This is a genomic window from Bradyrhizobium sp. i1.15.2 (assembly GCF_040548425.1).
Classification (GTDB): Bacteria; Pseudomonadota; Alphaproteobacteria; order Rhizobiales; family Xanthobacteraceae; genus Bradyrhizobium; species Bradyrhizobium canariense.
The window spans coordinates 121,610-146,186 of sequence record NZ_JBEPRQ010000005.1 but is presented as its reverse complement, the minus strand read 5'-3'; the positions used below and the strand labels follow the sequence as shown (position 1 = coordinate 146,186).

The 24,577-nt window shown below is 63.3% G+C and carries 24 protein-coding genes and 1 pseudogene; 13 read left to right on the top strand and 12 right to left on the bottom strand.

Going from position 1 to position 24,577, the window contains the following annotated elements; all coding sequences use genetic code 11:
* Position 1: 1 nt before the first annotated feature.
* Positions 2-967: a galactofuranose ABC transporter, galactofuranose-binding protein YtfQ gene (gene ytfQ / locus ABIB80_RS12360; RefSeq protein ID WP_007593249.1), complete on the bottom strand. Its 966-nt coding sequence runs from the start codon at positions 965-967 to the stop codon at positions 2-4.
* Between the two features lie 162 nt (positions 968-1,129).
* Between ytfQ and ABIB80_RS12355 the strand changes: the two genes are divergently transcribed.
* Positions 1,130-1,297, top strand: coding sequence for a hypothetical protein (locus ABIB80_RS12355; RefSeq protein WP_354127504.1), 168 nt, complete (start codon positions 1,130-1,132; stop codon positions 1,295-1,297).
* A 59-nt stretch (positions 1,298-1,356) separates the two neighbouring features.
* On the opposite strand, the gene ABIB80_RS12350 is transcribed toward ABIB80_RS12355, so the two are convergent.
* The 5 genes from ABIB80_RS12350 to ABIB80_RS12330 all read right to left on the bottom strand — a co-directional run bounded on the left by ABIB80_RS12350 (position 1,357) and on the right by ABIB80_RS12330 (position 6,501).
* A complete protein-coding gene (locus tag ABIB80_RS12350) occupies positions 1,357-2,529 on the bottom strand; it encodes a fumarylacetoacetate hydrolase family protein (protein ID WP_354127503.1) in 1,173 nt (390 codons plus the stop codon).
* Positions 2,530-2,640: 111 nt separating this feature from the next.
* Complete coding sequence (locus ABIB80_RS12345; RefSeq protein ID WP_007593251.1) at positions 2,641-3,618, bottom strand: HEAT repeat domain-containing protein; 978 nt, start codon at positions 3,616-3,618, stop codon at positions 2,641-2,643.
* Positions 3,619-3,620: 2 nt separating this feature from the next.
* A complete protein-coding gene (locus ABIB80_RS12340) occupies positions 3,621-3,854 on the bottom strand; it encodes a 4Fe-4S dicluster domain-containing protein (protein ID WP_007593252.1) in 234 nt (77 codons plus the stop codon).
* A 26-nt stretch (positions 3,855-3,880) separates the two neighbouring features.
* A complete protein-coding gene (locus ABIB80_RS12335) occupies positions 3,881-5,623 on the bottom strand; it encodes a fumarate reductase/succinate dehydrogenase flavoprotein subunit (RefSeq protein WP_007593253.1) in 1,743 nt (580 codons plus the stop codon).
* 104 nt (positions 5,624-5,727) lie between these two features.
* Positions 5,728-6,501 carry a ferredoxin--NADP reductase gene (locus tag ABIB80_RS12330; RefSeq protein WP_007593254.1) on the bottom strand — a complete coding sequence of 258 codons (774 nt, stop codon included), beginning with the start codon at positions 6,499-6,501 and terminating at the stop codon, positions 5,728-5,730.
* A gap of 208 nt (positions 6,502-6,709) precedes the next feature.
* On the opposite strand from ABIB80_RS12330, the gene ABIB80_RS12325 reads away from it, so the two are divergent.
* From ABIB80_RS12325 to ABIB80_RS12305, 5 genes are all read left to right on the top strand, one after another.
* Positions 6,710-7,006: a gamma-butyrobetaine hydroxylase-like domain-containing protein gene (locus ABIB80_RS12325; protein ID WP_007593255.1), complete on the top strand. Its 297-nt coding sequence runs from the start codon at positions 6,710-6,712 to the stop codon at positions 7,004-7,006.
* A gap of 196 nt (positions 7,007-7,202) precedes the next feature.
* Entirely contained in the window at positions 7,203-7,979 is a 777-nt protein-coding gene (locus ABIB80_RS12320) for a Crp/Fnr family transcriptional regulator (RefSeq protein WP_007593261.1), read from the top strand.
* A 165-nt stretch (positions 7,980-8,144) separates the two neighbouring features.
* Positions 8,145-9,566, top strand: coding sequence for an ABC transporter substrate-binding protein (locus ABIB80_RS12315; RefSeq protein WP_354127502.1), 1,422 nt, complete (start codon positions 8,145-8,147; stop codon positions 9,564-9,566).
* Positions 9,563-10,471: an ABC transporter permease gene (locus ABIB80_RS12310; RefSeq protein WP_502918726.1), complete on the top strand. Its 909-nt coding sequence runs from the start codon at positions 9,563-9,565 to the stop codon at positions 10,469-10,471. Before ABIB80_RS12315 ends, ABIB80_RS12310 begins: the two co-directional genes overlap by 4 nt.
* A complete protein-coding gene (locus ABIB80_RS12305) occupies positions 10,468-11,340 on the top strand; it encodes an ABC transporter ATP-binding protein (protein WP_007593264.1) in 873 nt (290 codons plus the stop codon). Before ABIB80_RS12310 ends, ABIB80_RS12305 begins: the two co-directional genes overlap by 4 nt.
* A 138-nt stretch (positions 11,341-11,478) precedes the next feature.
* Here the strand turns inward: ABIB80_RS12305 and ABIB80_RS12300 are convergent, their stop codons facing one another.
* From ABIB80_RS12300 to ald, 3 genes are all read right to left on the bottom strand, one after another.
* Positions 11,479-12,537, bottom strand: a complete 1,059-nt coding sequence (locus tag ABIB80_RS12300) for a YeiH family protein (protein ID WP_007593265.1) — start codon at positions 12,535-12,537, stop codon at positions 11,479-11,481.
* A 148-nt stretch (positions 12,538-12,685) separates the two neighbouring features.
* Positions 12,686-12,904 carry a hypothetical protein gene (locus tag ABIB80_RS12295; protein WP_007593267.1) on the bottom strand — a complete coding sequence of 73 codons (219 nt, stop codon included), beginning with the start codon at positions 12,902-12,904 and terminating at the stop codon, positions 12,686-12,688.
* 175 nt (positions 12,905-13,079) lie between these two features.
* A complete protein-coding gene (gene ald / locus ABIB80_RS12290; protein WP_354127500.1) occupies positions 13,080-14,195 on the bottom strand; it encodes an alanine dehydrogenase in 1,116 nt (371 codons plus the stop codon).
* Positions 14,196-14,329: 134 nt separating this feature from the next.
* Between ald and ABIB80_RS12285 the strand changes: the two genes are divergently transcribed.
* The 6 genes and pseudogenes from ABIB80_RS12285 to ABIB80_RS12260 all read left to right on the top strand — a co-directional run bounded on the left by ABIB80_RS12285 (position 14,330) and on the right by ABIB80_RS12260 (position 21,714).
* Positions 14,330-14,809, top strand: a complete 480-nt coding sequence (locus tag ABIB80_RS12285) for an Lrp/AsnC family transcriptional regulator (RefSeq protein WP_007593271.1) — start codon at positions 14,330-14,332, stop codon at positions 14,807-14,809.
* A gap of 141 nt (positions 14,810-14,950) precedes the next feature.
* Positions 14,951-15,442: a (2Fe-2S)-binding protein gene (locus ABIB80_RS12280; protein ID WP_219680937.1), complete on the top strand. Its 492-nt coding sequence runs from the start codon at positions 14,951-14,953 to the stop codon at positions 15,440-15,442.
* Entirely contained in the window at positions 15,439-16,455 is a 1,017-nt protein-coding gene (locus tag ABIB80_RS12275) for an FAD binding domain-containing protein (protein WP_354127499.1), read from the top strand. Before ABIB80_RS12280 ends, ABIB80_RS12275 begins: the two co-directional genes overlap by 4 nt.
* Positions 16,456-16,462: 7 nt before the next feature.
* On the top strand, positions 16,463-18,667 hold the full coding sequence (locus tag ABIB80_RS12270) for a xanthine dehydrogenase family protein molybdopterin-binding subunit (RefSeq protein WP_354127498.1): 2,205 nt from the start codon (positions 16,463-16,465) through the stop codon (positions 18,665-18,667).
* Positions 18,668-18,770: 103 nt separating this feature from the next.
* Positions 18,771-21,129, top strand: a pseudogene (locus tag ABIB80_RS12265) (Orn/Lys/Arg family decarboxylase).
* A gap of 6 nt (positions 21,130-21,135) precedes the next feature.
* Positions 21,136-21,714, top strand: coding sequence for a GNAT family N-acetyltransferase (locus tag ABIB80_RS12260; protein ID WP_007593282.1), 579 nt, complete (start codon positions 21,136-21,138; stop codon positions 21,712-21,714).
* A 4-nt stretch (positions 21,715-21,718) separates the two neighbouring features.
* Here the strand turns inward: ABIB80_RS12260 and ABIB80_RS12255 are convergent, their stop codons facing one another.
* From ABIB80_RS12255 to ABIB80_RS12245, 3 genes are all read right to left on the bottom strand, one after another.
* Positions 21,719-21,931 (bottom strand): hypothetical protein, encoded by a 213-nt coding sequence (locus ABIB80_RS12255; protein ID WP_007593289.1) that lies wholly within the window; start codon positions 21,929-21,931, stop codon positions 21,719-21,721.
* Positions 21,932-22,124: 193 nt separating this feature from the next.
* Positions 22,125-22,574, bottom strand: a complete 450-nt coding sequence (locus ABIB80_RS12250) for a flagellar basal body rod protein FlgC (RefSeq protein WP_007593291.1) — start codon at positions 22,572-22,574, stop codon at positions 22,125-22,127.
* 116 nt (positions 22,575-22,690) lie between these two features.
* Positions 22,691-23,740 (bottom strand): hydroxyacid dehydrogenase, encoded by a 1,050-nt coding sequence (locus tag ABIB80_RS12245; RefSeq protein WP_354127497.1) that lies wholly within the window; start codon positions 23,738-23,740, stop codon positions 22,691-22,693.
* A 267-nt stretch (positions 23,741-24,007) separates the two neighbouring features.
* Between ABIB80_RS12245 and ABIB80_RS12240 the strand changes: the two genes are divergently transcribed.
* On the top strand, positions 24,008-24,574 hold the full coding sequence (locus ABIB80_RS12240) for a decarboxylase (protein ID WP_354127496.1): 567 nt from the start codon (positions 24,008-24,010) through the stop codon (positions 24,572-24,574).
* The last annotated feature ends 3 nt before the right edge of the window (positions 24,575-24,577 follow it).

Here is a 24,577-nt window from a genome sequence, read left to right as displayed (position 1 = left end):
CTCAGTAACCGAGGCCCTTCTTGCTGTCGTAGATCTTCTGCGGATCATCGGCGGCCGTATAAAGCTTCGACTCCGTCTGGATCCATTTCGGCGGCACCGTGCCCTTGCCCTTGAAGGCCGCGATGGCATCGAGCGCGGGGCCCGCCATGTTCGGCGTCAGCTCGACCGTGGCATTGGCTTCGCCGGCGGCCATGGCCTTGAAGATGTCGGGGACCGCATCGATCGAGACAGTGAGGATCTCCTTGCCCGGCTTGAGGCCAGCTTCCTTCATCGCCTGGATCGCGCCGACCATCATGTCGTCATTATGCGCGTAGACCGCGCAGATCGACTTGCCGCCGCCTTCGGCCTTGATGAAGCTTTCCATCACTTCCTTGCCCTTGGCGCGGGTGAAGTCGCCGGTCTGGCTGCGCACCACCTTCAGGTTCGCGTGTTTGGCGATGGCGGTGTCAAAACCCTTCTTGCGGTTGGCGGCGACGCTCGCGCCGACCGTTCCCTGCAATTCGACGATGTTGCAGGCTTTGGCCCCGACGGTCTTGGCCAGCCAGTCGCCGGCGACCTCGCCTTCATGCACGCTGTCTGAGGTCACGGCGGTGAGATAGAGCTCCTTGCCGGAGGGATCGATGTCGCGGTCGAGCAGCACGACCGGGATCTTGGCCTCCTTGGCTTCCTTCAGCACCGAGTCCCAGCCGGTCGAGACGACGGGCGCGAGGAAGATCGCATCGACATTCTGCGCGATGAAGGAGCGGATCGCCTTGATCTGGTTCTCCTGCTTCTGCTGCGCGTCGGCGATCTTGAGATTGACCTTGCGCTTGGTGGCTTCCTGCTTGGAGACCGAGGTCTCGGCCGCGCGCCAGCCGGATTCCGATCCGATCTGCGAGAAGCCGATGGTGAGCTCGGCGGCATTCGCCGGCAGCGCGAGCAGCAACGCGGCAGTGGCGCTGGCCGCAAAGAGGGCTTTGAGGATCATCAGGCGTATCTCCCAAAATGTTATCCGGGGCGCCGATTGGTAGCATCGCACCCACAGGCCGACCTTTGAGGCGGCGGGAGGGACTATTTCACGGAAGCTTGGTTCCGACTAGTCATATTATCTGACTATTTGGTCGGGAGGTGACATTCGGCAGGAGAGTCATTGTACGACACGCCCAGCGCGATTTTGTTCCGCAGATGCAACGGGAAGATGAAAGAAATGATGCGGCTTGGCCAGCGCCACATCGTCATGGGCGGGCTTGTCGCGGCTATCCACGTTCTTGCCATGCGGGACAAAGAACGTGGATGCCCGGAACAAGCCCGGGCATGACGACCTTCTCTGATTTCGATGTGCAATCGCCCGCTGTCGGCCGGGCAACATGCCGACCGCTAGATCAGCTTCCGCTGCGCCAGATTCTTCATCAGCGCGCCGATGCCGAAGGTCCAGGGCTCGCACTCGTCGCTGGTCCGCATGCGGTTGACGAGTTTGCCGAGCTGGGGCGCCGAGATCGTGACGATGTCGTCGCGCTTGTGGGTGAACCCCTGCCCCGGCGCGTCGCGATCCTTAACCGGTGCGAACATGGTCCCGAGGAATAGCACGAAGCCATCAGGATATTGATGCACCTTGCCGATGGTCTGCTCGACCAGATCGGTCGGATCGCGGCTGATCATGCTGATCGAGGAATGGCCGCCGAGGACGAAACCGTCCTGCCCCTTCACGTTCAGGCTGATGTCGAGCTTGCGGGCGTCATCGAGGGTAAAGCTGTCGTCGAACAGGCGCAGCAGCGGACCGATCGAACACGACGCGTTGTTGTCTTTGGCTTTCGACAACAACAGCGCCGAACGGCCCTCAAAGTCGCGCAGATTGACGTCGTTGCCGAGCGCGCCGCCGACGATCTTGCCGCGGCTCGAGACGAACAGCACCAGCTCCGGCTCGGGGTTGTTCCAGGTCGATTTCGGATGCAGCCCCGCATCCATGCCGGTGCCGACCGACGACAAGGTCGGCGCCTTGGTGAAGACCTCGGCATCGGGGCCAATGCCGACCTCGAGATACTGGCTCCAGGCGTTCTGGTCGATCAGCACCTGCTTCAGGTGCATCGCCTGGTCCGAACCCGGCTTGAGCTTCGACAGATCGTCGCCGATCAGCCGCGTCACCTCTTGCCGGATCGCTTCGGCCGAGGCCGGATTGCCTTTCGCCCGCTCCTCGATCACGCGCTCCAGCATCGAGATGGCGAAGGTCACACCGGCCGCCTTCAGCGTCTGGAGATCGGCCGGCGCGAGCAGCCACGGCTTTTTCGGATCGCGCTGATCGGGTGGCGTGTTGCGGACGATGGCCTCGATATCGCCGATGCGCTCGCCCTTGGTCGTGGCAAGCGCCTTCGCCGGATCGTCCTCCTCGCAGAGCGTGCTGACGGTCGGGAACGTTGCGGTGACGTCGAACACACCATCGCCGCGCACGGCGACCACGGCCGGGCCATTCGCCTGCGGCAGCCAGACGCGGCCGACAAGCGTTCCCCGCGTGCCGTCCTCGGGAAGAAGGTCCTTTACCGTCAATGTCGTCATGGGCGTATCCTCGCTCTTTTCGGATCGGCCGCGCTCGCGGAGGCCGATCACATTGGCGAAGACCAATAAACGTCTGGGACGGGAAGTCCAGCGCGGCAGCCCGCCGCGCTCCTATGCCCCCGCGCGCGCTTTCCGGGCCGCGATCTGCTGAAGCGCCCAGCGCGCGTTCTTGCGCACCTCGGGATCTGGATCGTTGGCGATGACGGCAAGGAACGCCTCGCCGTCGTGGTGGGCGATTTCGCCGAGCGCAGCAGCGGCTTCCTTCCGCAAATTCGCCTGCTCATGGTTGACGCAATTGCCGATCGGGCGAACCGCGTGCTCGATCTTCATCCGGCCAAGGCTGCGGATTGCCTTCAGCCGCACCTGCCAGAACTCGTCACTGAGCGAAGCGATGAGCTGGTCGGCGGCGATCGAGCCGTTGACGTTGAGGCCCAGCGTTTCTGCGGCCATCTCCCGCACCATCCAGTCCGAATCCTTCAACGCGCGCGTGATCATCTCAGCCGCGGGCTTCATCTGCGAGAAGGCGAGCGCGCTGACGGCGGCACGGCGCACATGCGCGTCGGGATCGTTGATCAGCGCGGTCAGCGCCGGGATTGATTCCTCCAGCTTGAGGAACCCGATCACGCCGATCGCTTGCACCCGCACGGCGGCGTCGGAATCCTGGAGCGCTTCCAGCGCCGGCTTCAGCGTATCCTTGCAGCGCAGCTCCTTCAGCGCGCGCAACGCGCCCATGCGGACGAAGGCGTGGGCGTGCTTGACCAGCGGCAGGATGATTTCGGCGCAGGCAGGATCCTTGAACTCGGCCATGCTGTCGGCCGCGGCGGACGCAACGATTCTCTCAGGATCGACCAGCAGCTTCACCAGCGCGCTGGCAGCCTCCGGCCCGTCGAACTCGCCAAGCGCCATCGCGACCTGCTGGCGGACGCCGGCATCGGGATCGGCGACCATTTTGGCGAGATGGCCGACTGCTGCGGGATCGCCGGAATGGCCGAGCGCGATGATGGCGACGCGGCGCTCCCCTGGATCGGCGGCCTGGAGCCGCTCGTCGGCATCTTCGAGATCGTCGTAGGATTCGAACGGGCTCGACATGACTACCTCAGCAGATAGGGAATGTTGACGGTGACAGCGCCGGTCGGGCAATCCGCCTCGCAGGGCATGCAGTACCAGCATTCGTCATAGGCCATATAGGCCTTGTTGGTCATATCGCTGATACGCAGCACGTCCAGCGGACAGACGTCGACGCACACCGTGCAGCCCTTGTCCGCGATGCATTTGGCGTCGTCGACGACCACCGGAACCGATGTCTGATAGGAAGCGAGAGGCATCGTATGTCTCCTGTTACTTTGGCGGGTCAGGCTGTCGCGCGGATGCGCTGCTTGTCGTAGAGATCCTTCTCATCGTCGGCGATCGGCACGATATAGGGCTCCACGGCACGCTTCTCGCTGGTCATCTTGCCGTCCTGCTTGCTCAGCAGCGTGTGGCAGAACCAGTTCTCGTTGTCCTTCTCCGGGAAATCCGTCCGCCAGTGATAGAGACCCCAGCGGCTTTCCTCGCGGTAGAGCGAGGCATGCACAGCCATGTCCGCGCAGTCCATGATCGACTGTACTTCGAGCGCGCGGAGCAGTTCGTGCGCATTGCGCGCGATCATGCGCTCCTGCATGTCTTCCCTCGCTTCGGCGAGCCGGCGCATGCCGAGTTCGTATTTGCGCGTAACTTTCGGCGGCTGGAGATAGTCATTGACGAGACGCCGGGTCTTGTACTCGATCTGGTTCGGCGGAATGCCGTCCTCGCGTTTGGTCGGCGCCATGACGCGGTCACGTTCGCTGGCGACATCGGCCGCGTCGAATTCCGCGAAGTCGTGATTGTCAGCGAATTCCATCGCGTCGAGGCCGGCGACCGAACCGTTGGTGAAGGCGCCGAGCATGTAATTGTGCGGCACGCTGGCCATGTCGCCGGCGGCATAGAGGCCCGGGACGGTGGTGCGCGCGTTGTCGTCGACGAACACGCCCGACGCACTGTGACCGGAGCAGAAGCCGATCTCGGAGATATGCATCTCGATCGACTCGCTGCGGTAGTCGACCCCGCGCCCCTGCTGGAACAGGCCGCGTGTGGGACGCTCGACCTTGTGCAGCGTCGATTCGATCTCCGAGATGGTGTCGGGGTGAAGATGCTTGAGCTGGAGAAACACCGGGCCCTTGCCGGACAGCAGCTCGTTGTAGAATTCCAGCATCATCTGACCCGACCAGTAATCGCATTCGATGAAGCGCGATCCCTCGTTGTTGGCGGTGAAGGCGCCGAAGGGACCGGCGACGTAGGCGCAGGCCGGGCCGTTATAGTCCTTGATCAGCGGATTGATCTGATAGCATTCGAGGTTCGCCAGAGCCGCACCGGCATGATAGGCCATGGAATAGCCGTCGCCGGAATTGGCTGCGTTCTCGTAGGTACCAAACATGTAGCCGGAGGTCGGCAGACCGAGCCGGCCGGCGGCGCCCATGCACAGGATGACGGCCTTGGCCTTGATCACCAGCATCTCGGCGGTACGAGTATTAACGCTGATCGCGCCGGCAATGCGCCCGTCGGCGGATTTGAGCAGCCGCGTCGCCATGTAGCGGTTGGAGATCAGGATGCGGGCGCGACGGAGCTGGCGATACAGCGCCTTCTTCACGGTCTCGCCGTTCGGCATCGGCAGCACGTAGGTGCCGATGTGGTGCACCTTCTTGACGGCGTAGTCGCCGTTCTCGTTCTTCAGAAAGCGGATGCCGAAACTGTCGAGTTCCTCGATGATCGAGTAGCAGTTCTGCGCGTATTTGTAGACCGCCTTCTGATCGACGATGCCGTCATTGGCGATGGTGATTTCCTTGGTGTACTGCTCCGGCGTTGCGTATCCGGGAATGACGGCGTTGTTCAAGCCGTCCATGCCCATCGAGATCGCTCCGGAGCGCTTGACGTTGGCCTTTTCGAGCAGGACGACATTGGCCTTCGGATTCTTCAGCTTCGCCTTCAGTGCCGCCATCGGGCCGGCCGTGCCGCCGCCGATCACCAGCACGTCGCAGGAAACCTCCGAAAGTCCATCGACGATCTGATCTAGTGACATCGCTTGCTCCTGGTTCGCCGGCAGGTCCGGCGCCTTTGCATCAGATTTGTTCAGCAGGCGTCCCGGCGATAGCAATTAGTTGTCGCCGGGCTGCGATTTGCGCCTCAGCGCTCGACAAAGGCCTTTTCGATCACGAAATGACCGGGCCGGCTGTGATTGCCCTCGACAAAGTCGCGTGCGGACAACATCGCGGGAAGTTCCTCCAGCATCGCCGGGCTGCCGCACAGCATGATGCGGTCGGTCTCGATATCGAGGCCTGATAGACCGATGTCGTCGAAGAGCTGGTTCGACGCGATCAGGTCGGAGATGCGGCCGCGATTCCTGAACGGCTCGCGGGTAACGGTCGGGTAGTAGACGAGCTTGTCCCGGATCAGCGGCCCGAAGAACTCGTGATCGCGCAGGCCTTCTACCAGGTGCTCGCCATAGGAGAGCTCGGAGACCTGGCGGCAGCCATGGGCGAGCACGATGGTCTCGTAATTCTCGTAGACGTCGGGGTCCTTGATCAGGCTGGCGAACGGCGCGAGCCCCGTGCCGGTCGAGAGCAGCAACAGGCGCTTGCCGGGAAGGAGGTTGCCGGTGATCAGCGTGCCCGTGGCCTTGCGGCCGACCAGGATGACGTCTCCCTCCCTGATCTTCTGAAGGCGCGAGGTCAGCGGACCGTCCTGCACCTTGATCGAGAAGAACTCGAGCGCCTCCTCGTGATTGGCGCTCGCCATGCTGTAGGCCCGCAGCAACGGCTTGCCCTCGACTTCCAGCCCGATCATCGCGAACTGGCCGTTCTGGAAGCGGAAGCCCGGATCGCGCGTCGCGGTGAAGCTGAACAGGCTATCGGTCCAGTGCCTGACCGACAGGACCGTTTCCTTCTGAAATGCGCTCATTGTCTCTCCTGACCTCGATTGCGCACAAGGTTTCGGAGAGACGGGAATCCGGCAACGCCGAACTGAAATTCCCGGTCGATTAGTTTCACATTTCGTGGGCGATGATCGAACAGCAGGCAGCGAAGATCAGCGCCTCGCACCTGAGCCTGGCAATTAGTTGCTATCGCAGCAGCGCTGCGGCAACGTAGAGAAGGGTCGGAGACACGTCATGACCTTGGTGGCACCGATCGTGGCAGATTACGAAGCAAGCGCCGACCTCGCGACGCTCCGCGTTCGCACCGCTCAGGACGACACGCTGGACTTGCCGGCGGAAACGCTCCGCCTCTCCTGCAAATGCGCCCACTGCACCCGCGCCCGCTTCGACGGCCGCTTCCCCGAGCGTTTTCCGGGCATCGCGATCACCGAAATCGGCGATCTCGGTTACGGGCTGAACATCTCGTTTTCGGATGGGCATAATCGGGGGATTTACCCGAAGCCGTATTTGCTGAGCCTGGCGGGACGGTAGACGCAACAGGTCGTCCTCCAAACTCCGCTGTCATTCCCCGCGAAGGCGGGGAATCCAGTACGCCGCGGCTTCTCGATAACCCATTGACGTCTCTGGAATACTGGATCGCCCGGTCAAGCCGGGCGATGACAGCGGAGTGAATCTGGCACGGACATTGCTCCTCTTTAGAACGGTTTGAACGTTCCGGAGGCAGATAATGTTGCAGGCGGCGGCGAATGCGGTTCGGGGGGCCGGTCCCCCGGCAGTCCGGCCTGCCGGCGGTTCCTCGCTGCTGCTCACCGAGAACCAGCAATGGATCGGCGGACCGCCGCCGTTGATGGACAAGCTCAGCCAGCGCGAGCGGGAGCTGGTGCTGAAGCAGGGCCGCCGAAAAGTGCTCAACCGTGGCCAGACGCTGTTCAGCCAGGGTGGCAAGCATGACGGTATCTGGCTGATCGAAAGCGGCCGTATCCGGGTCTTCTACACCTCGCCGCTCGGCCGCGAGATCACGCTGGCCTATTGGCATGTCGGCAATTTCGTCGGCGGGCCGGAAGTGTTCGAAGGCACCGTGCATCAATGGTCCGGCGTTGCATCCAGCAATTGCAGCGTGGTGCATCTGCCCGGAAAGGAGTTGCGATCGCTTGCGGTCGAGATTCCGAACCTCGCGATCGGCCTGATCGAAGGCCTGACCTTCAAGGGCAAGTGCTATTCGGCGCTGGCCCAGATGCTGGGAACGCGCTCGATCACACAGCGCCTTGCGCATCTGTTGCTGCATCTCGTCGACCTCTATGGCGTCGATGACGCCGACGGCCGGGTGATCGCGGCCGCCTTCACCCATGCCGATATCGCCCACATGGTCGGCGCCACCAGGCAATGGGTCACGATCAGCCTGAAGCGCATGCAGGAGAAGGGAATCGTGCTGACCAAGCGCTCCCAGATCGTGGTCTGCCGGCCCGACGTGCTGGAAGAGATGCGAGGGCAAGCGTCGGACTAGGGCCGGTGCCCACCCAAGCGGCTTTATAGTGCAGGACTGCCCAAGGACTATGCAATCAACTTTTCCCGGCAACTAATCGACTGTGGCGCTCATTCCGGATTTGCCCTGCCCACGCCCTCACCCAATCATGGCAACCACAGCACATCCAACCGAATGAGGATGAGAATGGTCCGCCATCTTCCCACGCTCTCGATCGCGATGTCGGTGACGTCGCTGGCGCTTCTCCTCGCGCAGCCGGCCGCGGCGGAAACCGTTACGCTCGGCATCGGAACGCAGGACACCACGACCAACACGGTGACCGCCGGCGTCGTCATCCGCCAGCTCCATCTCCTCGAAAAATATCTGCCGAAGGACGGCAAATACGCCAACATCAAGTTCGAGCTGGAGTGGCAGAACTTCACGTCCGGTCCGCCCGTCACCAATGCGATGATGGCGAACAAGCTGCAGATCGGCATGATGGGCGACTATCCGCTGATCGTGAACGGCTTCACTTTCGACAGCAATCCGGAGAGCAAGAGCCGACTGATCGGCATCGCCGCCTACAGCCTGTCGGGCTCCGGCAACGGCATCGTCGTTCACAAGGATTCGCCCTACTACGATCTCGCAGACCTCAAGGGGAAGCTCGTGAGCGTGCCGTTCGGCTCCGCCGCGCACGGCATGGTGCTGAAGGCGATGCAGGACCGCGGCTACGCGTCGGATTTCTTCCAGCTGGTCAGCCAAAGCCCGGAGGTCGGCTCGACCAATCTCCAGGAGAAGAAGATCGACGCGCATGCCGACTTCGTTCCGTTCGCCGAGTTGCTGCCGTTCCGCGGTTTCGCGCGAAAGATCTTTGACGGCGTCGAGACTAATCTGCCGACCTTCCACGGCATCGTGGTCCGCACCGATTTCGCCGAGAAATATCCCGAGGTCGTCGTCGCATATTTCAAGGCGCTGATCGCCGCCAATCAGTGGCTGCGCGACGATCCCAAGCTCGCCGCCGAGAAAATCCAGGAATGGACCGGCATCAACAAGGAGGTCGTCTACATCTTCCTCGGCCCCAGCGGCAACATGACCACTGATCCCTCGATCAAGCCGGCGCTGATCGACGCCGCGACGGCCGACGTCAAGGTGCTGCAGAACCTCGGCCGGATGAAGGAGTTCGACCCGAAGAAATGGGTCGACGACAGCTACATCCGCAAAGCCTATTCCGAGATGAAGCTCGACTACGACGCGCGGCTCGCCAGCACCAGCAATTACGAGATCTCCGGCGAAGATTCCTTCTGCAAGAAACCGATCTCCGATTCGCGCAAAGCCGGCGAGGTCTGGGTCGACGAAGCCGGCATCATGCCTTTCTCGTCAACCGGCTGCACGCTCGCCGCCTATGCCGACTACAAGGCAAAGGGCAAGAAGATCAACGTCGCTTACGTCTTCGATACCACCCGCGGCATCAAGCTGTTCGCCGACCAGGCTTTCTTCGCGGTCGGCAATGGCGAGGTTGTGCCGTTCCTGTTGAAGAAGGACGCCGAAGCCTATGCCGCCAAGATCAGCGGCAAGGTGCTCGGCTTCGACGAGGCCGTGAAGGCGGCGGTCGGCGGGGGCAAGACGTGAGCAGTCCCGCCCTCCTCAGACATCCCGAGGACAGTATGCCGGCAAGTGCCATCGCGGAGGCAAGCGCCATGCCCGCCTCCACTCCACCCGCATCACCGCCTTCCTTCGGCACGCTCGCGTTGCGCTGGTACCGGCTCAACCGGGGCGGGCTGCGCGCGACCGCGATCGGCATCATCTCGCTGCTCGCCTTCCTGCTGGTCTGGCACCTGCTGACGACCTACCGCGTCGTGTTCTTCGTGCGCTTCACCAACGTGCCCTCGCCACTCGCGGTCTATGCGAGCTTCACCAAGGCGATCCACGATCCGAAATTCCTGCTGCACGTTCTCTTGAGCTGCCGGCGCATCATCTTCGGCTTCTCGCTCGCGGCCATCGTCGCCGTGCCGCTCGGCCTGATCATGGGCCGCTTCAAGCTGGTCCACGAGATTATCTTCCCCGTGGCGGAGGTGCTGCGGCCGATCCCGGCGATCGCCTGGGTGCCGATGGCGATCATGCTGTGGCCTACCAACGAGCAGAGCATCGTCTACATCACCTTCCTCGGCTCGTTCTTCCCGATCCTGGTCAACACGCTGCACGGCATGTCGCTGGTCGACCCCGTGCTGGTGCGCGCCGCGCAATGTCTCGGCGCGCGGGAACGCTCGATCTTCCGCGACGTGTATTTCCCGGCCTCGCTCCCGCACATCTTCACCGGCCTCACCGTCGGCATGGGGGTGGCCTGGGTGTCGCTGATCGCCGCCGAGATGATCTCGGGGCAGTACGGCATCGGCTATTTCACCTGGGAGGCCTATTCGCTGGTCCAGTATGCCGACATCGCGCTCGGCATGATCGCGATCGGCGTGCTCGGCCTCGGATCGAGCATGCTGATCCGGGGGGCCGGACAATTGGTGATGCCGTGGAGGTCAAGATGAGTGAGATCGTCGTCAAGGCACCGCAGGGGCATATCGAGGTCAGGAATTTCTCCCTCAGCTACGACAGCATCGAAGGACCGGTACAGGCCGTCACCGATACGCAGATTCATGTGAAGCCTGGCGAGTTCGTCTCGATCGTCGGGCCCTCCGGCTGCGGAAAGTCGACGCTGCTTAACGCGGTCGCCGGCTTCCTCAAGCCGACCACGGGCATCGTCACCGTCGACGGCGAGAGGGTGAACGGTCCGAGCGCCGAGCGTGGCATGGTGTTCCAGCAATATTCGCTGTTTCCCTGGAAGACGGTGCGAGAGAATGTCGAGTTCGGCCTGAAGATGCGCGGCATGCCGCGCTCGCAGCGCGAGCGCGCCGCGCGCACGCTGCTGGGCCTCGCGGGCCTCGAAGCCTTCGAAAAGCATTACCCCGAGAAACTCTCAGGTGGCATGAAACAGCGCGTCGGCATCGTCCGCGCGCTCGCGACAGGACCCAAAGTGCTGCTGCTGGACGAGCCCTTCGGCGCGCTCGATGCGCAGACCCGCGTCATCATGCAGCAGATCCTCACCAACATGTGGCAGCGGCTGAAGATCTCGGTGCTGTTCGTCACCCACGACATCGACGAGGCGATCTTCCTGTCCGACCGCGTCTACTGCATGACCGCGCGCCCCGGCTCGATCAAGGCGGAGATTCCGATCCCGCTGGAGCGGCCGCGGCAGCAGTCGATGATGATGTCGTCGGAATTCCTGGCATTGCGCCGCGGACTGATGTCGCTGATCCGCGAGGAGAGCATCAAAGCGATGGGCGGCGAGCTCAACGACATGGGCATGCAGGGGCTGAACATCGAGCTGCACGGGCATTCGCTCGCGGACGTGATTTGATCTTACCTCGCCCCGCTTGCGGGAAGCCAGTTTCGTAGGGTGGGCAAAGCGAAGCGTGCCCACCATCGTTCTCCATGAGAGAAATGGTGGGCACGGCGCTTTCGCGCCTTTGCCCACCCTACGGCAGTGTCGCGCCGCTCACTTGAACCAGTGCACCAGCGCGATGCTGATGCCGAGCAGCAGCATCAGCGACAGCGTCACAGCGGCCGTCACCCTGCCCCCGACATTCGCAAGCACCTTCACGTCGACGCCCAGGCCAAGTGCAGCCATCGACACCACCGTGAGAAAACCCGTGATCCGCGTGATCGGGGCAACCACCGTGGACGGCACGATCTCCAGGGATCGCAGGGTCGCCAGCGCAAGGAAGCCGAGGATGAACCACGGGACCAGGCGGAAAAAGCCGACATTGCTCTTCTTGGCGTCGCTCTGCCAGCGCGAGGCGGTCAGCGAGAGGCCGACGACCACCGGCCCGAGCATCAGCACGCGCATCAGCTTGACGAGCGTGCCGATCTGCGTCGAGACGAGTCCCGCCGGCACCGTCGCGGCCAGCACCTGCGGCACGGCATAGACGGTGAGGCCTGCAAGGATTCCGTATTGGGTGGCCGATAGCTGCAGCAGCGGAATCAGCAGCGGCAAGCCGAGCACCATCATCACGCCGAGGATCGCGGTGAAGGAGATCGAGGATGCGATCTCGTCATTGTTGGCGCCGATGATCGGCGCCACCGCGGCGATCGCCGAATTGCCGCAGATCGAGTTGCCGCAGGCGATCAGGATCGAGAGCCGCGTCGAGAGACCAAGCAGGCGGCTGATGCCGAAGGAGACGCAGAGCGCGATCACGACGACCGCTGCGATCGAGGCCAACAGCGCGACCCCGGACGCCGCGATAGCAGCAAAGCTGATCGAGGCCCCCAGCAGCATGACGGCGACTTCGAGCAGTTGCTTGGCGCTGAAGGCGATGCCGGACTGCCAGCGCGGCGCGGGCTTCCAGAAGCTGCGCACGGCCATGCCGAGCAAGATCGCCATCACCAGCGCCTCGACATAGGGATGTTCGAAGACGCCCAATTCCGCCCGTTCGAGCAGGGCCGAAACGCCGGCCACGGCGATGCAGAGGAGGATCCCGGGAATCAGCGCGACGATGCGGCCAGTGGCCGTGGTCGGCTTGGCGTCGGCCGGGCTGGATGCTTGATTCTGCGACACAAATCTCTCCCAAGGAGAAGGATTTATACGCAGCGCCATCCGATTGGGAAATAAGTTTTCGACATATCAGGGCTCAGGGAAGTTCTATCCTCAGCCCGGAATAATCTGGCTCTGAAGGTCAGGCGCCCTTTAGAAGATCAGGCGCGCCTTAGAAGATCAGGCTCTTGGCCAGCGAGGCGACGCGGCTGAAGCCATCGTAGACGCCGGGTTCGAAGAAGGCCGCACGCGCCAGCACGATGCCGGCAACCAGCGACCAGAACAGGCCGGTGCCAACCCGCAGCAGCAGCTTCGACCCGCGCGAGCGCGGTTGGGTGTCCGTTGCGGACACCAATTGCTCGCCGAAAGGCTCAAACCTGGTGCGTTCCATAGCAGTCAATCCATCAATTTCTGATGGAAATGTCGTCGTTTCGGCCCCAAACAGCAATGGAAGCGATTGGCTTTTTTGCCTCCCGGCGGGGAAACTCCTTCCGCAGGACGGGCACGGGACAATAGTTTTCTTCTTCCGGCCTGGAAAACCGCTGCGCACTTTTCCGGATCATGCTCTATGCCGCCAGCCCGCTCCCCACCGGAGCAAATTCCAGCCCGAGGCTCTCCGCCACCGCCTTGTTGGTGATGCGGCCGCGATGCACATTCAGCCCGCTGCGCAGATGTGGATTTTCCAGCACCGCGGCAAAACCCTTGTTCGCGAGCATCAAGCCGAACGGTAGCGTCGCGTTGTTCAGCGCCTGGCTCGACGTCACCGGCACTGCGCCGGGCATGTTGGCGACGCAATAATGCACGATGCCGTCGACCGCATAAGTTGGTTCTGCATGCGTGGTCGGGTGCGAGGTCTCGAAGCAGCCGCCCTGATCGATCGCGACGTCGACCAGCACGGCGCCCGGTCGCATCGATGCCAGCATCGCACGCGTGACGAGCTTGGGCGCACTCGCGCCCGGCACCAGCACCGCGCCGATCACGACGTCGGCAGCGAACACCTCCTCCTCGACTGACTCGATGGTGGAGAAGCGGGTGCGCACGCGCCCTGCAAAGAGGTCATCAAGCTCCCGCAACCTTGGAATGGAGCGGTCGATCACGGTGACCTCGGCGCCAAGGCCCGCAGCCATGCGCGCGGCTTGCGTTCCCACCACGCCGCCGCCGAGCACGACGACCCGCGCCGGCTGCACGCCGGGAACGCCGCCCAGCAGCAGCCCGCGGCCGCCCGCCGATCGCTTGAGCGCGGCGCCGGCGGCCTCGATGGCGAGGCGGCCGGCGACTTCGCTCATCGGCGCAAGCAGGGGGAGGTGACCGGCCGCGTCGGTGACGGTTTCATAGGCTATCGCAGTACAGCCGGAGGCGAGCAAACCCCTGGCCTGTTCGGGATCCGGCGCAAGATGAAGGTAAGTAAACAGGATCTGGCCTTCGCGGAGCTGGGCCCACTCGCTTTTCTGGGGCTCCTTCACCTTCACGATCATGTCGGACTTCGCGAAGATGTCGCGCGCGCTGTCGGCAATGGTGGCCCCTGCCCGCCTATAGACTTCGTCGGATGCGCCGATGCCGCCACCCGCGCCGCTCTCGACGGTCACCTCGTGCCCGGCCGCGACATATTCGCGGACTGCGCCCGGGGTGAGCCCGACGCGATATTCCTGCACTTTGATTTCCTTGGGCACACCGACGCGCATCCCTGGCCTCCTTTTGATTCACCTCATGATCGTAGCGACCTGCCCGGTTTGGTTTCGTGCAAATATCCGCTAGCTTTGACATCCCTGCGCCGGTTTCCGGCGCGCAAACGCCCTTTCACGCTGGAAACGAAACTTTGGCCCTCGACCGGAAAGATCTCGCAATCCTCGCGGAACTCACGACCAATGCGCGGGCCAGCCACACCGAGCTCGCCAACAAGGTTGGGCTATCAAGCACCGCGCTCGCGCGGCGCCAGAAGGCGCTGGAAGACGACGGCTATATCCAGGACTATCAGGCCACGCTCGACCTCGCGCAGTTCGGCCTTACCACCACGGTGCTGGTCCGCATCGCGTTGGAAAGCCAAAGCGACGAGGCGTTGAAGGCGTTCGAGGCGGAAGTGGTGAAATGCCCGTCCGTCGTGCGCTGCTTCCTGATGTCGGGGACCGACGACTACATCCTGATCGTGCTCGCCCGCGACATCCAGGATTTTGAGCGCATCCACCGCATGGAGCTGTCGCGCCTGCCGCGCGTCGCGCGGGTACAATCGAGCTTCGCGCTGCGCGAGGTCGTCAACCGCGCCGTGCCGAATGTGGTGTTCGGCGAAGCGAAGCGCTGATCGCAACCTGCGAACTGCCGGCAAGAGAATCAAAAGGAACCAACCGGTCGGTGGTCCGTTGGGCGCTATTGGCCGGCGGAGGCGTGCCCCCGCGTCAACACGGCTGACGTCCGGCACGGTCGCCGTCGCAGGGAGCAGGACATGGGCGATGTCACGCATCAAATTTCCGAACGCATTCCGATCCATCTTGTCGTCAACGGCGTCAGTCACACGCTCGATCTCGTGCCATGGACCACGCTGCTCGATGCCTTGCGCGACCATCTTGCGCTGAGCGGCACCAAGAAGGGCTGCGACCATGGTCAGTGCGGCGCCTGCACGGTGCTGGTGGACGGCCGGCGAATCAATTCCTGCCTCACGCTCGCCGTCATGAACGACGGCGCGAAGATCACGACCATCGAAGGCCTTGCCAACGACGGCGCGCTGCATCCACTGCAACAGGCGTTTATCGACCATGACGCCTTCCAGTGCGGCTATTGCACGCCGGGACAGATATGTTCGGCGGCCGGACTGCTCGTCGAAGGCCGTGCCAAAGATACCGACGAGATCCGGGAGTTGATGAGCGGAAACCTCTGCCGCTGCGGCGCCTATCCGAACATCGTCGCCGCCATCCAGCAGGCAATGGGCCAGCCATGAACAACTTCCAATACGCCCGAGCCAATGATGTCGCCGACGCGATTCGCCTGCTCGCCGCCGATCCCGGCGCAAAACTCATTGCCGGCGGCACAAATCTGATCGACCTGATGAAAGAGAATGTCGAGCGCCCCTCCCGGCTGATCGACATTTCCCGCCTGCCGCTGCGCAAGGTCGAGGAGACGTCCGACGGGTCCCTGCGCATCGGCGCGCTGGTGCCGAACTCGGACCTCGCCTACCACCCACTGATCGAGCAGCGCTATCCCCTGCTCGCCAGCGCCATTCTGGCCGGCGCATCGGCGCAATTGCGCAACATGGCCTCCGTCGGCGGCAATCTGATGCAGCGAACGCGCTGTGCCTATTTCTATGACACGGCCACGCCCTGCAACAAACGACATCCCGGCAGCGGCTGCTCGGCGATGGACGGCCTCAACCGCAACCATGCGATCCTGGGTACGAGCGCCGCCTGCATCGCGACCAATCCATCCGACATGAGCGTGGCGCTGGCCGCGCTCGATGCGCGCGTGCACATCGCAGGTCCCTCCGGCGAACGCAACATCGCGCTGACCGATTTCCATCGGCTGCCCGGCGACAAGCCTCATGTGGATACCAATCTCGGCACCGGCGAGATCATCACGGCGATCGAGCTGCCGCAGCGCGGCTTTGCTCAAAACTACAGCTACCTCAAAATTCGCGACCGCATGTCCTATGCTTTTGCTCTGGTCTCGGTTGCCGCCGCGCTCGAATTGGAGGGCAACGCAATCAGCGGGGCACGCGTGGCGCTCGGCGGCGTGGCTCACAAGCCCTGGCGCAGCCTCGAAGCCGAAGCTGCGTTGCGCGGTCAGGCCGCGACGCCCGATCACTTCTCGCACGCCGCGGATCTCTTGCTCCAGGGAGCAACGGCCCGCTCACATAACGGCTTCAAGGTCGAGCTCGCACGCCGCGCCATCGTGCGGACGCTGACACAGGCGGCGAACGCCACACCGCAATCCCAGGCTCACAAGAAGATCGCGTGAGGACCCTATGAACGCTTATGTCGGAACGCCAACGTCGCGTGTCGACGGCCGAGCCAAGGTCACCGGGGCCGCCAAATACGCCGGCGAATTTCCGGCGGACGGGCTCCTCCATGGCTTCGTGGTCGAGGCCACCATTCCATGCGGGCGCATTGCCCGCCTCGACACCAGTACGGCACTCCAGGTCGAAGGCGTACTCGACGTGCTCACGCATGCGAACCGTCCGCCACTGGCCGACAAGGACGATTCGTGGAAGGACGAAGTAGCGCCCGAGGAAGGCTCGCCTTTCCGTCCGCTTTATGATGACACGATCAAGTTCAATGGCCAGCCGATTGCGTTGGTCGTGGCGGAGGACTGGGAAACCGCGAAATTTGCCGCGACTCTCGTGCGGGTCGAATATGAGCAGCATGGTTTTGCGACCGACCTCGAAGGCGAGCGCAGCAACGCTGCCGAGAAGGACAACCCGCACAAGCCGCGGGGCGACGCCGTAGCGGCTCTTGCGGGAGCTTATGTGCGCCACGAGGCGGACTACGTGATACCGACCGAGCATCACAATCCGATGGAGCTCTATGCGACTACGGCGGTCTGGGACAGCAATGGCAAGCTCACGATCTACGACAAGACTCAAGGCGTCCAGAACGTCCACAAATTTCTCTGCGGGGTGTTCGACAAGAAACCGGATGACATTCGCGTGGTCTCGCCATACGTCGGCGGCGCCTTCGGCTCCGGCTTGCGGCCGCAATATCAGGTGGTGTTGGCAACGCTCGGCGCGCTCGCGCTGAAGCGGTCCATTCGCGTCGTGCTGACGCGGCAGCAGATGTACGGGCTCGGATACCGGCCGATGACCATCGAGCGCGTCGCGCTCGGCGCAAAATCGGATGGTACGCTCGACGCCGTTACGCACGAGGCCATTGCCGTCACCTCGCGCTACGAGGATTTTGCGCGCAACGATACCGGCTGGGCCGAACAGCTCTACAAGAGTCCGAACAGCCGCTTCGCGCACAAGCTGGTTCACCTTGACGTCTCCACGCCTTGCGATATGCGCGCACCGGGCGCGGCGTCGGGCGTCTGCGCGCTCGAATGCGCCATGGACGAGCTCGCCGTCGCGCTCAAGCTCGACCCGGTCGAACTGCGGCTGAAGTGCTACTCGGATCGCGACCAGAGCGAAAACCTCCCCTACACCAGCAAGCAGTTGCGCGAATGCTACGCGCGCGGCGCGGACGCCTTCGGCTGGAGCAGACGCAATCCTGTGCCGCGCTCGATGCGCGACGGCAAGGAGCTGGTCGGCTGGGGCATGGCGACGGGTGTGTGGGAAGCACTGCAGATGCCGGTCGCCGTCCGTATCGCGCTGACGTCGAACGGACATGCCGAGGTGTCATGTGCCGCATCGGACATCGGCACCGGCACCTACACCATTGTCGCTCAGGTCGCAGCCGACGCACTCGGCCTGCCAATCGAGAACATCAGCGTCAGGCTCGCAGATTCCAGTCTGCCGCAGGCGCCTGTCGAGGGCGGCTCCTGGATGGCCGCCTCGAGCGCACATGCGGTGCTCGCAGCCGCCGAGGAAGTGCGCAAGGAGCTGTTAGCTCTGGCCGGGAAGATGCCAGGCTCGCCGGTCGCCGGCGCCGAGCTTGTCGATACGGTGCTGACCGACGGCAGCATTGCCAGCGCCAGCGACAACAGCCGCGCAGTCTCGATCGCCGACGCGATGCGCCATGGCGGCGTCGAGCGCATCGAGAAGGAGAAGCTCAACCAGTTCGGTGAGGACAAGAAACACGCGCGCAACACCCATTCGGCCGTCTTCGCCGAGGTCAAGGTGGACGAAGAGCTAAACGTCATTCGCGTGACGCGGGTCGTGAGCGCCGTTGCGGCCGGGCGGATTCTGAACACCAAGACCGGCCGCAGCCAGATCATGGGCGGCGTGGTCTGGGGGATCGGGATGGCGCTCCATGAGGAGACGGTGATGGATCATCGCTTCGGTCGGATCATGAACGCGAACATCGCCGAGTACCATATTCCCGTGAATGCGGATGTACACGACATCGACGTGATCTTCGTCGACGAGCCGGACGCGCACATCAATGCGCTCGGCATCAAGGGGCTGGGCGAGATCGGCATTGTGGGCGTCCCGGCGGCGATCGCAAACGCCGTCTATCACGCCACCGGCAAACGCATCCGCCGCTTCCCGATCACATTGGACAAGCTGCTGGACTGAGCCGATGGTCATCCGACCCGGCCCGCTCGGGATCGCGCTCCCTGTCATCCAGCTGTCATCAAATGTGTCGAGACCTGTCGGTCTCGCACATTCGGGACATGACATGGACTATTTCAAGCGCTTCAACTTCCTGTTCGCCGCACCTGTGTTCGACGCCGACGACCTCGAAGGTGTCCGCTTCAACCAGATCATCGAGGAGATCCAGCGTTCCGGCTTCGAGGTCGTTCGCGCCCGCAAGCTGGAGGACGCGGAGATGGCGGTGCAGACCGATGCCGCAATCGGCTGCATGGTGGTGGACTGGGGCAAGAAGGGCCTGGAGGGCAAGACCTCGGCGCTGATCAATTTGATGCGGCGGCGCGGCCTCGATTTCCCGATCATCCTCCTGATCCGGCGCAAGCGGTTCGAGGATCTGCCGGTCGAGGTGCTCGACTTCATCGACGGTTATGTCTTCCTGTCCGAGGAGACACCGACCTTCATCGCCAAGAACCTGATCAGCCGTCTGAAGCAATATGCGGAGACGCTGAAGACGCCCTTCTTCGGCGCGCTGGTCGATTATGCCGAAGAGGGCAACCAGCTCTGGACCTGTCCAGGCCACAATGGCGGCGTGTTCTACAACCGCAGCCCGATCGGGCGGGTGTTCGTCGAACATCTCGGCGAGTCCGTGTTCCGCGACGACCTCGACAATTCCGTGCTCGACCTCGGCGACCTCCTCACCCACGAAGGTCCCGCGCTAAGGGCGCAGAAGGAAGCCGCCCAGATTTTTGGCGCGGAAAAGACCTATTTCGTGCTCAACGGAACCTCGACATCGAACAAGATCGCGCTCGGCGCTCTCGTCACCGACGGCGATCTCGTGCTGTTCGACCGCAACAATCACAAAGCCGCTCATCATGGCGCGCTGATGATCAATGGCGGCGTTCCGGTCTACGTGCCGACCATCCGCAACGCCTGGGGCCTGATTGGCCCGATGCGCTGGGACATGCTCGACGAGAAAACCTTGCGCGAGACGATCCGCAATCATCCCTTGGTGACGGACAAGGACGCCTGGCGCAAGGAGCGGCCGTTCCGCGTCGCCGTGGTCGAGCAGTGCACCTATGACGGCACCATTCACAGCGCCGAGATGATCTTGAAGCGCATCGGCCATCTCTGCGAGCACATCCTGTTCGACGAGGCTTGGGCCGGCTTCATGAAATTCCACCCGCTCTATGCCGGCCGCTTCGCCATGGGGCTGACCAACCTTCCCCCCCGAGGCTCCCGGCATCATCGCGACGCAGTCGACCCACAAGCAGCTCGCGAGCTTCTCGCGGGCATCCCAGATCCACATCAAGGATCGTCACATCCGCGGCCAGAAACGGCGCGTCGAGCACCGCCGCTTCAACGAAAGTTTCATGCAGCACGCTTCCACGTCGCCATTCTACCCGCTGTTCGCCTCGCTCGACGTCGGCGCACAGATGATGAAGGGCCGCTCCGGCGAAGTGTTGTGGGACGACACGATCCGGCTCGGCATCGAGTTGCGCAAGAAAATCCGCGCGATGCGCCGGGAGTTCGAGGAGAAGGAGCAGACTCCGGACCGCCGCTGGTTCTTCGAACCCTTCGTCCCCGACCGCGTCGCAATTCCCGACGTCAGCCGCGCCGGCGCCGCCCACAACGTCGCCTGGGAAACACTCTCCACCGACGAACTCGCCACCAACCCTGCGCTGTGGCAGCTCTCCCCCGACAGCGCCTGGCATGGCTTCCCTGGCCTCAGCGAGGGCTTTGCCATGACCGATCCGAACAAGCTGACGCTGCTCACGCCCGGCTTCGATCGCATCACCGGCGCCTATGTCGAGCACGGCATCCCCGCGCCGGTCGTCGCGCAATATTTGCGCGAGAACCGCATCGTCCCCGAGAAGAACGACCTCAACTCCCTGCTCTTCCTGCTCACTCCGGGCGTCGAAGCAAGCAAGGCGGGCACGCTGATCTCCGGTCTCGTCGCATTCAAGCGGCTGCACGACGACAATGCGCTGCTGGCCGACGCCATCCCGGAGTTCTGCCAGCGACGGCAGGCGCGCTATGCCGGCGTGCGGCTGCGCGATCTCTGCGGCGATATGCACCGTTTCTTCCGTGCCGCCGACGTCAGCGCACTCCAGGCCCGGCAGTTCATGCCCGAGCACATGCCTGACATCGCGATGTCGCCCCGCGATGCCGCGCGCTACCTGTTCCGCAACGATGTCGACTATCTGCCGATCGAGGCGATCACGGGCCGCATCGCCACCACGCCCTTCGTGGTCTATCCGCCCGGCATCGCAACCATCGTGCCCGGCGAGCGGCTGACGGAACGGGCCAAGCCCATGCTGGATTATCTCAAGATGTTCGAGACCTGCTTCAACACGTTCCCGGGCTTCGATGTGGAAATCCAGGGCGTCTACAAGGAGATCGATGCGCAGGGGCGCATCGGGCTCTATACTTACGTCGTTGCCGGGTAGGTGCCGATGAACGAAACTGCGATTGCGCGCCCGGATGACGGGCCAGTCGTGGTCCGGCCCTCACGCGAGAGCGACGTCGATGCGATGCTGGCGATCTACCGCCATCACGTCCGCAACGGCGTGCCGCGCGATGTCGAGGGAACCGGTGCGCCCGAGCCGGACGATCTGCGCGATCGGCGCAAGAACCTGAAGCAGACCCGCCTGCCGCATCTGGTCGCGACCTTTCGTGGTGAAGTCGTGGGATATGCCTATGCGGTACTGTTCCGCAAGCGTCCAGCTTATCGCTACGCCGCCAAGCATTCGATCTATGTGCACCACGACCATCTCGGCCGCGGAGTCGGACGGCTATTGCTGCAGGAGTTGATCGACGCGTGTGCGGCGGCCGGCTTCCGCCAGATGATCGGCTATATCGATGCCGACAATGCCCCCTCGCTGGCGCTGCACGAGAAGTTCGGTTTCGCGCGCGCCGGCCTGCTCTGCGGTGTCGCCTATCGCAACGGTCACTGGTCCGACACCGTCATGGTACAGCGCTCGCTCGGTGCGGGCGTCACCGCGCCGCCGCCCGTCACGGCGCCCGGCCGCTAGGCCCTCACGACGGAAAGTCAGCCGGTCTGACCTGGATGCGGTCGGCATGCAAGGACCAGTGGTGCAGTGCCTGGTCCTCGCAAAACCTCGCCTTCGCCCGCTCTCTGGCTTCGTTCTCGTCGGAAGCGTCGATCTCGAGCGTGCCCTGGCACACCTCGATCTGCCGGCCGTACTGGCCGAGCACGTCCTTCATGAACCTGACCACATAAGTTGACATGGGACCTCCTGCCTGCCCCGGCGGCGCTCACTCTAATCCCATTTAGCCGGATTGCGGGAGGGAGATTTTGATGCGGATCAAGGTCGGGGCGCGGTTCCCGCCCGCCGACAGTCGTCGGCTCAATCCGTCAACCACCCTCGCCCTGCCTAGGGGCCTGCGGAAGGCGCGCGCGACACGAGCGCCCGCGCCGACATCACGTCGTGATGTCGAGTAGCGACTCTGTCGTTTCTGAATAGGCCTGAATGACCTTCGCATTGGCAATGAAGCTGTACTTCGCGGTCGCCAGTTGAACGAATTCGCTGGCGAGATCGACATTCGGCGCGGCGACCAGGCCGTCCTGGTTTGCGAAGGGGGCGCTTGGGTCGGATTGTGCGGTAAAGCTCGGCGAAACCGCCGACACGGTCGTGAACGTACCGCCCGGCGTCGAGCCGCTCGATTGGTCGACCTGATCGACTCGCAACGGCACATACGCCGCGGGAAACGTCGGACTAATGCTCGAACTGACCGCACTGGCCGATGTGCTCGATCCGCCTGACGCAGGTAGCGGGCCTGTCGTGCGAATGTTGGCGATATTGCTCGCGGCCACGTTCACACGCAAACTCGCCGCGGAAAGTCCGGATGTCGCAATCGAAAATATGCTCATGAACCCTGATCTACAGGACAAGTCATACGTGTTCACTCACGCCATCAGTAAAATCCGCCGCTTTCCGTTTTCATCCTCGTAACCAGCGATCGGAGCACGATCAGACTTCGCGCGCCCTACGCCGGCATCACACCAAACGCCTGCTTGAACCGCTCGGCATAGCGCGGCCAGACCTCGGGATTGATGATGCGCGGCGGGCGCTTACCGTCGAGCGTATGCAGCACCTGCTCGGCGGCGATGCGGCCCATGTTCTGGCGCGCCTCGATCGTGACGCCGGCCGTATGCGGGCTCGCCAGCACGTTGTCGAGCTGGAGCAGCGGATGCTCCGGCGGCGGCGGCTCCTTCGACCAGACGTCGAGACCGGCGCCCGCAATGCGCTTGTCACGCAACGCCTGGAGCAGCGCATCCTCATCGTGGATGAAGCCACGCGCCGTGGTGATAAAGTACGCATGCGGCTGCATCAACCCAAACTCGCGCACGCTGATCATATTGCGGCTGCCCTTGTCGAGCGGACAGGAGATCGAGACGAAGTCGGCGCGGCGCAAGAGCTCGTCGAGCTCGACCTTCTCGCCGCCCCGCTCGGCCATCATTTCGGCCGTCAGGTACGGATCGTAGGCCAGCACCTTCATGCCGAACAGGCCCTTGCACAGCGCGGCGATGCGGCGACCGACATTGCCGAGGCCGATGATGCCGACGGTCTTGTGCTCGATCTCGTTGCCGACGAGTTCGTTGCGGTTGACGTTGGACTCCCTGCGGAGCTTGCGGTCGGACTGGATGATGCGCTTGGACAGCGTCAGCATCATCGCCAGCGCATGCTCGGCGACGGAATGGGCGTTGCCGCCGGACTGGTTGACGACCAGCACGCCGGCATCGGTGCAGGCCTCGACGTCAACAGGATCGAATCCAGCGCCGTTGCTGGAGACGAGCAGCAGGTTCGGCGCGCGCTTCAGGAAGGCAGCATCGACATGGAAATGCGGGGCCAGTTCGTCACGGGCGGCGCCGATCTGGTAGACATGAGCCGCTTCGATGATCGGCGCGAAATATTCCTCGGGGCTCTCGTTCTCGATGCGATCGAGCCGGACGTCGGGCCGCGCCTTCAGAATGTCGATATAGATCGGATTGGCCAGATATTTAACGTAGAAGACGCGCTTGCTGTTGACGGACATCAGGACCCTTCCGGCTTTCTCCAGGAGATCCGCAGGGCCAGCGCGGCGCGCGATCCTTTCATACGTTCCTCCGTTCTCTTGTTATTGCCGCTTATGACACGGCGGCACCGGCCGCGGCAGGCCGTCTGGCGCAGATCACGGTGCAGCCCGGACATGTTGACAATCCCGCTGCCTGCGTCAAGTTCGGCAGACCGCCGCGACGGCCAAGACGATGGCCACGACAAAGGCAAAAGACCAAGAAGCATGCGCGGCCGAAGGGAGAACGCAATGCCGATTGCGGAGCAACAGACCTCGTCCGAGGCGGCGCAGACCTCCAGCGACAAGAGCTGGCACGGCATCGTCCTGCAAACGCTGAAGCGGAACGAGATCAGCCTCGTCCCTTACGTGCCCGACCGCGTGCTGACGCCGCTGATCAAGAACCTGCACGCCGATCCGTTCTTCACCACCTTTGCCACCGCCCGCGAGGAGGAGGCCGTCGGCATCGTCTCGGGCGCCTGGATGGGCGGACGACGGGGCGCGGTGTTGATGCAGACCTCGGGGTTTGCGACGCTCGCCAACGTGCTGGCCTCGCTTGCGGTGCCCTACCAGATTCCGCTGATCATGTTCGTGTCTGAGCGCGGCACGCTCGGCGAATTCAATTACGGCCAGTCACTGGTCTGCCGCACCATGCGTCCGGTGCTGGATTCGCTGGCGCTGGAGCATCACACCATCACCCGGCTCGACGAGTTCGAATTCATTGCCGACCGTTCGATCAAGCAGGCCATCACGACGCAGGCGCCAGTCGCGCTGATCCTCAACCCGCTGCTCACGGGCGGCAAGGTGTTCGACAAGTGAGGA